Below are 3353 nucleotides of genomic sequence, written 5' to 3'. Positions count from 1 at the left end.
TTCCGGGTTCCCCTATCTCGGAGATGGACTTGAACTTTCACGCTTAAGCTATCTTGGACAGATTGCAAAAGCAAATGGATATCAAACCATAGCAATGCAGGGTGGAAATCGTCGTTCATATCGTGTTGATTCCGTAAGTTATCTTGCCGGCTTCGACGAATATTACGGGGCAGAAGATATGCCCAACGTAGAAAAGGTTGAACCAGGCAGACATCCGAATACCGGAACCTATGATCATAATTTATTTGATTTTTTACATCAAAAACTCAACGCTGCTAAAAAACCGTTTATCGGATTTGCCTTCAGTTCAACCAACCATAGTGATTTTCATCTTCCCTCTAAAAAATATGAGCGATATCCCCATGATTTACGAAACTACAACGGTTCATTAAATGCATTCATTTATGCTGATCATTCAATCGAACGGTTTATTGAAGGTGTTAAAAAAGAGCCTTGGTTTGACAATACTATCTTTATTTTTACTGCTGATCACGGTTCAGGAGATGCATTATGTCCTATCGGAAAACAATTACGTCCCAATGATAAGCCTTTAGCTTCTATTGATCACAATAGAATTCCACTTATTATTTATGCACCTAAAATTTTTAAACCTAACGTAATTAATACCCTAGGATCACAAAACGATATTTTTCCAACCGTACTAGATCTCTTAGGATTTAAGCAACCGTATACAGTCATGGGGAACTCCCTCTTTGATACATCGGTCAAAAAACGGTTTGTCTATTTTTATGCCGGTGATTTGATCGGTTACATCGGAAAAGAAGGATACATCAAATACAATTTTAAAACGATCGTTGAAAGCAATGCGACTCAAGAGGGGACTCAAAAACTTCAAAAAGAACTTTTCGCCGTTGATGTAGCAGAAGCAAAACTCTTAGAAAAAAACAAATGGGCTAAATAAGTCTATCTTGTAGTGTTAAATTATTTTTTTTGTTCCAGATTTATCTCATAGAGCTTGATGTATTTGTAAAAATTGGTCGCCATATGGGAAAACGCGATGATCAGCCCCGCATACCCATCTAAAAATCCTCTCTTGAGAACATAAGTACGGAAAAACGAATAAAGTCCGTTGAAAAACGCTTTTGAAGGGGATGAGTATTTTTTCCCGACATTATCGGTTGCGAAAAGGGTTGAATAGCGATCGAGTTTCACAATAAAATCAGAGATACTCATGTAACTGTAGTGCTTCATATTTCCGCCGATGGGAAGTTTTTTCATCCCCTCATCGATGATATTTTCGTGAACAAAATTATCATTAAATTTAGTCACCGTTTTATTATAGAGACGGCGGATTTTTTGGTTGTTCCAGCCGCAGTGACGAATTGGGATATCTTTGTAATAGGCGAGAAAGTTCACGATATAGATAACATTCGGATCGAGGATTTGGGTTTTAAGTGCGTGTAACAGTTCCTCATCCACCACCTCATCACTGTCGATAATCAATACCCAATCATGGTTGGCATAACCTGCCGCGCGGTTTTTGGTTGTCCCGAATCCGTCAAAATTCCCTTCGATCAATCGAACGTTTGGAAATTCAGATGCGATGGCTTGGGTTCCATCGCTAGAGCCGTTATCATAAACAATGACGTCATCAAACTCTCTCAAACTCTCCAACGATTTGCGGATCGTCCGCGCTCCGTTTTTGACGATCATCACCGCCGATACGTTCATCGTGACCCTTTTAGTGTTTTAATCATCGTTTTAAACCAAAATCCTAACTGTTTCATAGGTTTAAAAAGTTCTTCGGGTGTCTTAAGTCCATCCCCTTTAATCCGGTAGATTAGCCCGCCTATCCCATTCCAAGAGGGGTTTAGAGCATTGCCGATTCGAAATACATAAGGGTAATATTCGCTTGCTAATGCAACTGCCGCATCGTTGTATTTACCATACGGCAAAACAAATGAATCAACCCGAAACCCGAGGTTCTCTTCGAGGGCAACTTTTGAACCGAAAATCTCCTGATCTAAATCTACACCCTCTTCACTCAGGTTTACATGATTCATCGAATGCGAAGCTACCATCACATGACCACTTTGTACCATCTCTTTGAGTTCAGTATAAGTACAAAACGGAGCATAAGTTTTATAATTATCCGCTTCATAAATTTCATGATGTTTGAGCGATAATCGATGCTCTGACATAACATCTGTATCGCTTAAAATAAAGGCGGATGGGACAGCAAGAAGTGCTTTGAGATTGTATTTTTTTAGTAACGGAAACACATAATGGTAAAAATCATAATACGCATCATCGAATGTCAGGCAGATAGATTCTGAAGTGATTGATTCACCGGGAAACGCCGTCGTAAAACGTGTAGAAATCAGACGCAAATGCGCTTCTAGCATACTATCAGAATTGGAAAGAGGGAGGTCATCACTGTTGATATGATGGTACATTATCACGTTAAACAAAAACTCTCCTCATTTATATTGCTGAAATTATAACAAGATAATCCTACTTTAAAATCTTTATGGATATTATTCTCAATTAACATGAAGTGTTATTGATTAATAATAAATATATGATTTTTTAAAATGAACAAGGGTATTTTATATGACCAACATCATTCTCTGCGGCGGCAGCGGTACGCGGTTGTGGCCGATCAGCCGGACTCTGATGCCCAAACAGTTTGTCAAACTGTTCGGTGGGAAATCCCTTTTCCAGCTGACTGTAGAGCGCAATCAAACAGTATGTTCATCTCAGCTAATCGTTTCCAATACGGAACAATACTTCTTGGCACTTGATCAGCTTGAAGAGATTCAAAACGATCATAGCAGCTATCTGCTTGAACCGGTTGGACGCAACACTGCTCCTGCAATTGCATTGGCATGTATGGCACTGGAACCTGAGACAATTGTTCTGGTGACACCATCTGATCATCTAATCAAAGACCTAGAAGCCTACCAACATATTCTTAGACGAGCAGAACAGCTTGCACATGAAAACAACCTCGTCACCTTCGGTATCACGCCGACATTTCCCGAAACCGGTTTCGGGTATATTGAATCTGAGTCTGAAAATGTTCTTGCATTTCATGAAAAACCTAATTTACAAAAGGCAGAAGAGTATCTCCATGCAGGAAACTACTATTGGAACAGTGGCATGTTTTGTTTCAAAGCAGGTATTTTTTTACAAGAGTTAGAAAAATACGCTCCAACAATTTATTCCGCTTCTAAACATGCGTTTAACCATGCAATAACACGTGATATCATCCGTATCCATCGCGAAGACATGCTCTCAATTCCGGAAAACAGCATTGATTATGCCATTATGGAAAAAAGTTCGCTTGTCCGTGTAGTAAAAAGTGATATCGGATGGAGCGATGTCGGGTG

4 protein-coding genes are annotated in these 3353 nt (G+C 39.4%); 2 read left to right on the top strand and 2 right to left on the bottom strand.

The genetic code is table 11. The features are described 5' to 3' along the window. On the top strand, nucleotides 1-922 hold a 922-nt coding region (locus A3G19_RS10005; RefSeq protein WP_294872499.1), incomplete at its 5' end, for an LTA synthase family protein. A 20-nt stretch (nucleotides 923-942) separates the two neighbouring features. On the opposite strand, the gene A3G19_RS10000 is transcribed toward A3G19_RS10005, so the two are convergent. Continuing rightward, the gene (locus A3G19_RS10000) at nucleotides 943-1692 is read right to left on the bottom strand and encodes a glycosyltransferase family 2 protein (protein WP_294872496.1); all 750 of its coding nucleotides are present in this window, start codon (nucleotides 1690-1692) and stop codon (nucleotides 943-945) included. After that, nucleotides 1689-2423, bottom strand: a complete 735-nt coding sequence (locus A3G19_RS09995; protein ID WP_294872501.1) for a polysaccharide deacetylase family protein — start codon at nucleotides 2421-2423, stop codon at nucleotides 1689-1691. Before A3G19_RS09995 ends, A3G19_RS10000 begins: the two co-directional genes overlap by 4 nt. 151 nt (nucleotides 2424-2574) lie before the next feature. Here A3G19_RS09995 and A3G19_RS09990 point away from each other — a divergent pair. Next, nucleotides 2575-3353, top strand: a 779-nt coding sequence (locus A3G19_RS09990) for a mannose-1-phosphate guanylyltransferase (RefSeq protein WP_294872493.1), incomplete at its 3' end; no start/stop codon positions are given.

This window comes from Sulfuricurvum sp. RIFCSPLOWO2_12_FULL_43_24, assembly GCF_001829605.1.
In the GTDB taxonomy this organism is placed as follows: Bacteria; Campylobacterota; Campylobacteria; order Campylobacterales; family Sulfurimonadaceae; genus Sulfuricurvum.
Note: the sequence above shows the minus strand (reverse complement) of the source record. Positions and strands in the feature narration are given on the sequence as shown.